Here is a 7,012-nt window from a genome sequence, read left to right on the forward strand (position 1 = left end):
GAGGCGCAACGGGTGCGAAAAGCGATGGTCAGCCTGACCGACGTACAGCGAGAAGCACTCGAGCTCGCGTATTTTGGCGGCTACACACATACCGAAGTGGCAGGGATCCTCAGCATTCCTGTCGGACCAGCCAAGACCCGCATCCGTGATGGCCTCATCCGGTTGCGCGACAAGATGGGAGTGGGCTCATGAGCGGCGACATCCATGCTCTCTCTGGAGCCTATGTAGTCGACGCGGTCGACGACTTCGAGCGGGCCCAGTTCGAGCGACACCTGTCCGGGTGCGACGACTGTCGCCTCGAGGTCGCCTCGCTGCGCGAGGCCGCCGGACTGCTGGCCGACATCGTCGCCCAGCCGGCCCCCGCCTCCCTGCGCGCCAACGTCTTGTCGAACATCGAGATGGTCCGCCCGTTGCCCCCGCTCCTCGTGGGAGCCCAGGACCGGGCCCGCGCCCACCGGCGCCGAGTGCCCACCCTGATGGCGGCCGCTGCAGCCCTCGTGGTCATGGGTGGCGTCGGCGCCACCGTGTGGCACCCCTGGGAGCAGCCGACGACCAACCTCTCCGCCTCGCAGCTCGAGAGCGCCCCCGACACCGAGGTCCTGACCCAGAAGCTGGCCGGCGGTGGCTCGATCACCCTGACCCGCTCGGTCTCGCTCAACTCTGCTGTCGTCACGACGAGCAACATGCCGCGGCTCCAGAGCGGCAAGACCTACCAGCTGTGGAGCATCCACGACGGCACGCCCGTCTCCGCCGGACTCTTCGGCGGTGACACCAGCGACGTGATCGTGGGGGCCGACCCCGGCCTGGCCCAGGCGGTCGCCATCACGATCGAGCCCAAGCCCAAGGGCGACGAGCTTCCGGTCGATGCACCGACGTCCGACTTCATCGTCGCCAGCTTCGACTTCACCGAGGCGTGATCTCTGAGATGACACGACGACCCCAGCGGGTCGCCGTGGTGGGCTCCGGCGTGGCCGGACTCACCGCGGCGTACATCGCCTCACGCACCGCTCACGTCACCCTCTTCGAGGCCGACGAGCGCCTCGGCGGCCACGCCGACACCCACCAGGTCGCGGAGAAGCAGGCCGACGGCAGCACCAAGATGCTCGGCATCGACACCGGGTTCATCGTGCACAATCCGCGCACCTACCCCACCCTGCTCCGCCTGTTCGCCGAGCTCGGGGTGGCCACGCAGGCCTCGGAGATGTCGATGTCGATCATCGACGACGACTCCGACCTCGAGTGGGCCGGCGCGCTCGGCCGCGCGGGACTGTTCCCGACCTCGGCCAACCTCCGCAAGCCGCGCTACCTCGCGATGCTAGCCGAGATCCCGCGCTTCCACCGGCGGGCCAAGGCGCTGCTCGCCGTCGAGTCCGACGAGCGCACGCTGCGCGAGTTCCTCGACGCCGGTCACTTCAGCGCCTACTTCGTGCGCCACTTCATGGAGCCCGTCGTGGCCTGCGTGTGGTCGTGCGAGCCCGAGGTCGCCCTCGACTACCCCGCGCGCTACCTCTTCACCTTCCTCGAGCACCACGGGATGCTCGGCATCTTCGGCTCCCCGCAGTGGCGCACCGTCTCCGGTGGGTCGCACTCCTACGTGTCCAAGATCGAGGCCGCCCTGGTCTCCGGCGGGCACCAGGTGCGGCTCGGCACCAAGGTCACCTCCGTGCTCGAGACCACCGGCCCGCAGGGCGAGTCCGTCGTCGAGATCACCGACGGCAGCGGTGCCGTGACGACGTACGACGCCGTCGTGATCGCCGCGCACCCGAGCGCCGCGCTCTCCATGCTGGCCGAGCCGACCACCTTGCAGCGTGAGCTGCTCACCGCGATGCCGTACTCGCCCAACACCGCGCTGCTCCACACCGACACCTCGCTCCTGCCCGAGGCCACCGACGCCTGGGCGTCCTGGAACTTCCGCCGGCCCGGCGTCGACGTGGCGCGCCCCATCGACGACGGCGTGATGGTCACCTACGACCTCACCCGTCTCCAGCGGCTCGACACCGACACGCACTACCTGGTCACGCTGGGCGGCGAGGACCTCGTCGACCCGAGCACGATCATCGACCGGATGCAGTACGAGCACCCGCTCTACAACCCGGCCTCGGTGGCCGCACAGAAGCGTCTGGGCGAGATCGACACCGACCGCGTGGTCTTCGCCGGCGCCTACCACGGCTGGGGCTTCCACGAGGACGGCGCCCGCTCGGGCCGTGCTGCTGCCACCCGCCTCGGTCTCGACTGGCCGCTCGCCGTCGCCCCGGGCCGCGACGCCGCCCCCGCGATCGAGACCGGCGTCTTCGACACCACGATCAGCCACACCCGTCGTGCGCCCTTCAAGCGTCGGTTCACCCACCGCTCGCACACCTGGCTGGTCGACCTGGACGACCTGCCCGACCACGGCTTCCTGGGCCGCTTCGAGTCCCGCGATCACCTCGGTGACCCCGACGACTCGATCCGCGCCAACGTGCTGGCGTTCCTGCGCGAGCGCGACGTCGAGATCGGCACCGGTCGCATCCTGATGGCGACCAACGCCCGGGCGTTCGGCTACAACTTCAACCCGATCAGCGTGTTCTGGTGCTGGGACGAAGCCGGCTCGCTCGCAGGAGTCGTCGTCGAGGTCCACAACACCTACGGCGACCGGCACGCCTACCTCGTGCACCCCGACGACCAGGGCCGGGCGACGACGCCCAAGGCCATGTACGTCTCGCCCTTCCACGGCACCGACGGCACCTACGACCTCACCGTCCCGGTGCCCGGCGACAAGCTGACCATCGTCGTCGACCTCACCACCGACGACGGCGATCGCTTCAGCGCCTCGCTCGCCGGTGCCCGCTCCACTGCTTCGTCGGGGTCCGCCGTACGCGCCGCCCCGGCCGCGCTCCGCGGCTCCCTGCTCATCCGAGGCCACGGCATCTGGCTGTGGCTGCGCCGCCTGCCCCTTCGCCCCCGGCCCGCCCACGCGCAGGCCGGCGTCGATGCCCCCAGAGCCCTCCCCACAGACGAGGAAACCCAATGACCGTCGCCCCCGAGCGCATCAGCGCCAACCACTGGCCCGGCCTCGACACCGTGCCGTCCGGACCTCGTGCCGCCGTGTCGGCCAAGGTCGCCCGTCGCATCTTCAAGGCCGCTCTCAGCCGCCTCGACGTCTCGGTCGTGATCGGTGACGAGACCTGGGGTCGCGGCGGTCCGACCGCCGTCGTCCACCGCCCCGACGACTTCTTCGCCCGTCTCGGTCGGCACCAGCTGATCGGCTTCGGGGAGTCCTACCAGGCCGGCGACTGGGATGCCGAGGACCTCGGTGGCTTCCTCGAGGTGCTCGCCGCCGAGATCCAGGACCTCGTGCCGCAGAGCCTGCAGAAGCTGCGCGCCCTGGTGGTCAAGCGACCGCCGAAGACGCAGAAGAGCTCGAAGAAGTACTCCCAGGACAACATCGCGCACCACTACGACCTGTCCAACGACCTGTTCGAGACGTTCCTCGACCCGACGCTGACCTATTCCAGCGCGCTCTTCGACGGCGACCCCACGGCGTCCACGAAGGTCGACCTCGAGGCGGCCCAGGGCCGCAAGATCGAGCGCCTGCTCGACGAGGCCGGCGTCGGCGAGGGCAGCCGCGTGCTCGAGATCGGCTCCGGCTGGGGCGAGCTGTGCATCCGCGCCGCCCGCCGCGGCGCGACCATCACCTCGGTGACCCTCTCGACCGAGCAGAAGGCGCTCGGCGACCGTCGCGTCGCCGCTGCCGCAGAGGCCGAGGGCTTCGACGCCGACGCCGTCTCCATCCAGCTGTGCGACTACCGCGACGTCCAGGGCACCTACGACGCCATCGTCTCGGTCGAGATGATCGAGGCCGTCGGCTGGCAGTACTGGCGCACCTACTTCGAGACCATCGACCGCGTGCTCGCCCCCGGTGGGAAGGTTGCGATCCAGGCGATCACGATGCCGCACGACCGGATGCTGGCCACGCGCAACACCTACACGTGGATCAACAAGTACATCTTCCCCGGCGGCTTCCTGCCCTCGGTGCAGGTCGTCGACGAGATCACCCGCGAGCACACCTCGCTGCGCATGGACGAACCGTTCTCGATGGGTCAGCACTACGCCCGCACCCTCACGCTGTGGGACGACGCCTTCATGGCCTCGTCGGCGCGCGTCCTCGAGCTCGGCTTCGACGACATCTTCCTGCGGATGTGGCACTTCTACCTCGAGTACTCCCGCGCGGGCTTCGCGTCGGGCTACATCGACGTCAACCAGCTCACGTTCTCCCGCGAAGGCTCCTGACATGACGCAGACCGACACCCCGCACCTCACCGCCGTCGCGTCTGGCTCGGGCATCGCCCAGCGCCTGGCGGAGGCGCTCTCGCCCTTCATCGGTGGCGGCGTGCTGCCGGTGCGACTGCGCGCCTGGGACGGCTCCGAGACCGGCTCCCCCGACGGTCCCCTCGTCGTCCTCAACTCGGTCGACGCCGTACGTCGTCTCCTCTGGCACCCGGGCGAGCTCGGGGCCGCGCAGGCCTACGGCACCGGTGAGCTCGACGTGCCCGAGGTCGACGGCGGGGATCTCGACTCGGCCCTGACCTACGCCTTCACCGTCGCCAAGGAACGCGGCCTGTCCGGCACCCGCCCGACGCCCTCGGCGATGATGAAGGCCGTGCGCACCGCGCTCGACCTCGGCGCCCTCGGGCGCCCGCCGGCCGCGCCGGCGTCGCAGGCCCAGATCAAGGGACGGCTGCACAGTCCGCTGCGCGACCGTCGCTCGATCGCGCACCACTACGACCTCTCGAACGAGTTCTACTCCCTCATCCTCGAGCCCAACATGGCCTACTCCTCGGGCTATCACTCCTCGCCGGACCAGGACCTGCAGGAGGCACAGGAGGCCAAGCTGGACCTCGTGTGCACCAAGCTCGGCCTCGAGCCCGGCAAGACCCTGCTCGACATCGGCTGCGGCTGGGGCTCGATGTCGCTGCGCGCGGCCGAGAAGTTCGGCGCCAAGGTCGTCGGCGTGACGATCGCTGCTGAGCAGAAGAAGTTCATCGACGCCCGCATCAAGGAGCGCGGCCTCGAGGACCGGGTCGAGATCCGTCTGCAGGACTACCGCGAGGTGCCCGAGCGCGGCGCCTTCGACGCGGTGTCGTCGATCGAGATGGGCGAGCACGTCGGGCAGAAGAACTACCCGACGTACGCCGAGGTCCTGCACCGCTCGGTCAAGCCCGGCGGGCGCGTGCTCATCCAGCAGATGTCGCGGGCCGGCAAGTGGCCCGGCGGCGGACCGTTCATCGAGTCCTTCATCGCCCCTGACATGTACATGCGCCCCATCGGCGACACGGTCGCGTTCCTGGAGCGCTCCGGCCTCGAGGTGCGCGACGTCCACGGCCTGCGTGAGCACTACGTGCACACGGTCGCCGGGTGGCTGGAGAACTTCTACGCCAACCGCGAGCGCCTCGTCGAGCTGATGGGTGACGAGGTCTACCGCGTCTGGGAGCTCTACCTCGTCGGTGGCGCGATGGCGTTCCGCGACGGTCGGATGGGCGTCGACCAGATCCTCATGGTGCGCCCCGGCGGCGAGCACACACTGCCGCTCGTCCGCACCTGGTAGCCCACCTACCTTCGGGCTGACTAGCCTGCAGCCATGGACACCTCCTCGGCAGTCGTCGTCGTACTCCTGGCCACCCTCGCTGCCGTCGTGCTCTCGATGGGGGCGGCTGCGGTGCGCGCCAAGCAGCTCGACAAAGTCGCGGTCGTCGACATCGCCTGGGGCCTCGGCTTCGTGGTGATCGCGCTGGTCGCGGCGCTCGTGGGTCTTGCTGCCGACGACGCCGACGCCCGACGCTGGCTGGTGCTGCTGCTCGTCGCGGTCTGGGGCGGCCGGCTCGGCTGGCACGTGCGCTCGCGCGCGATCGGCGATCACCAGGGCAAGGAGGACCCGCGCTACACCGAGATGCTCGGCGGCTCGCTCTCCGAGGTCGGGATGGGTGTCGCCGTACGCCGTGTCTTCGCGGTGCAGGGCGGGGTGCAGTGGTTCGTCGCGCTGCCGGTCTCGATCGGCGCCGTCGTGGCGACCGAGCACGTGTGGCTGGTCGCGGTCGGCGTGGTGGTCTGGGCGATCGGTTTCGCGTTCGAGACCATCGGCGACCGCCAGCTCGCGGCCTACAAGGCCACGCCGAAGGACGAGCGCCCGCAGGTGATGGAGACCGGCCTGTGGGCCTGGACCCGTCACCCCAACTACTTCGGTGACGCCTGCATGTGGTGGGGCCTCTGGCTGACCGCCGGGCTCGCCTCGGGCTGGGTCGTCGGGCTCGCGACGATCGCCTGCCCCGCGGCGATGACGTTCTTCATCCGCAACGTCACCGGCGCCAAGCTGCTCGAGAAGACGATGATGCAGCGTCCGGGCTTCCCGGAGTACGCCGAGCGGGTGCCGCTGTTCTTCCCGCGCCCGCCGCGCTCCAAGCACTGATCCTCCGCGGGCCCAGACCGGCCCAGGCCGGCCCACGACGACAGGGGGGCAGGACCGACCCGAGTCGGTTCTGCTCTCCGAGTTCCGGATGCGCCTCCGGGGCTCGGAATTGCGGGTGGTCCGCGACGGCGTGCGCGCGGAGTCTCCCTCCCAATGCGGGCGGCCCTCCCCAGAGCCACCGGAAGATGACCCTAGGCCCCGCGTGACCAGGCCGACCAGACCCAGGTGGGCTGGACCGAAGTGACTAGACGCGCTCGGGTCGGCGGGGTCGACCGCACCGCCGCCCGCCAGGTTGAGTAACGGTCTTAGAGTGGTGTGGTGAGTGATTCCTCCCCCGACCTGTCGGCTGGTCTAGGCGACGACCTGATCCGCCTGGCCTCGGCCGACAACTTCCGAGACGTCGCCGGCACCGGCTACCGCACCGCCGACGGTCGCGCCCTGCGTCGCGGCGTGTTCTTCCGCTCCAACGAGCTGCAGCTCACGCACGAGGACGCGGCGGAGATCGCGCGTCAGGGGATCGCCGCCATCTATGACCTGCGCGAAGGCTGGGAGGTCGAGGCCCACCCGGAC

At 70.0% G+C, this 7,012-nt stretch carries 7 protein-coding genes; all 7 read left to right on the plus strand.

Going from position 1 to position 7,012, the window contains the following annotated elements:
• Window positions 1-192: sigma factor-like helix-turn-helix DNA-binding protein (locus tag VOI19_RS10725; RefSeq protein WP_323792957.1), on the plus strand; the 192-nt coding region annotated here is incomplete at its 5' end.
• Window positions 189-917 carry an anti-sigma factor gene (locus VOI19_RS10730; RefSeq protein ID WP_323792958.1) on the plus strand — a complete coding sequence of 243 codons (729 nt, stop codon included), beginning with the start codon at window positions 189-191 and terminating at the stop codon, window positions 915-917. The genes VOI19_RS10725 and VOI19_RS10730, both read left to right, overlap by 4 nt.
• Window positions 918-925: 8 nt before the next feature.
• Window positions 926-3,010 carry an FAD-dependent oxidoreductase gene (locus VOI19_RS10735; protein ID WP_323792959.1) on the plus strand — a complete coding sequence of 695 codons (2,085 nt, stop codon included), beginning with the start codon at window positions 926-928 and terminating at the stop codon, window positions 3,008-3,010.
• Window positions 3,007-4,269 carry a cyclopropane-fatty-acyl-phospholipid synthase family protein gene (locus VOI19_RS10740; protein ID WP_323792960.1) on the plus strand — a complete coding sequence of 421 codons (1,263 nt, stop codon included), beginning with the start codon at window positions 3,007-3,009 and terminating at the stop codon, window positions 4,267-4,269. Before VOI19_RS10735 ends, VOI19_RS10740 begins: the two co-directional genes overlap by 4 nt.
• A gap of 1 nt (window position 4,270) precedes the next feature.
• On the plus strand, window positions 4,271-5,584 hold the full coding sequence (locus tag VOI19_RS10745; protein WP_323792961.1) for a cyclopropane-fatty-acyl-phospholipid synthase family protein: 1,314 nt from the start codon (window positions 4,271-4,273) through the stop codon (window positions 5,582-5,584).
• A gap of 33 nt (window positions 5,585-5,617) precedes the next feature.
• Window positions 5,618-6,442 carry a DUF1295 domain-containing protein gene (locus VOI19_RS10750; RefSeq protein ID WP_323792962.1) on the plus strand — a complete coding sequence of 275 codons (825 nt, stop codon included), beginning with the start codon at window positions 5,618-5,620 and terminating at the stop codon, window positions 6,440-6,442.
• A gap of 318 nt (window positions 6,443-6,760) precedes the next feature.
• On the plus strand, window positions 6,761-7,012 hold a 252-nt coding region (locus VOI19_RS10755; RefSeq protein WP_323792963.1), incomplete at its 3' end, for a tyrosine-protein phosphatase.

Origin of the sequence: Nocardioides sp. (assembly GCF_034670285.1) — a bacterium.
GTDB lineage: Bacteria > Actinomycetota > Actinomycetes > Propionibacteriales > Nocardioidaceae > Nocardioides.

Coding starts and splice junctions, on each gene's coding strand:
- VOI19_RS10730 (WP_323792958.1), top strand. CDS start 189: ATGAGCGGCGACATCCATGCTCTCTCTGGAGCCTATGTAGTCGACGCG.
- VOI19_RS10735 (WP_323792959.1), top strand. CDS start 926: ATGACACGACGACCCCAGCGGGTCGCCGTGGTGGGCTCCGGCGTGGCC.
- VOI19_RS10740 (WP_323792960.1), top strand. CDS start 3,007: ATGACCGTCGCCCCCGAGCGCATCAGCGCCAACCACTGGCCCGGCCTC.
- VOI19_RS10745 (WP_323792961.1), top strand. CDS start 4,271: ATGACGCAGACCGACACCCCGCACCTCACCGCCGTCGCGTCTGGCTCG.
- VOI19_RS10750 (WP_323792962.1), top strand. CDS start 5,618: ATGGACACCTCCTCGGCAGTCGTCGTCGTACTCCTGGCCACCCTCGCT.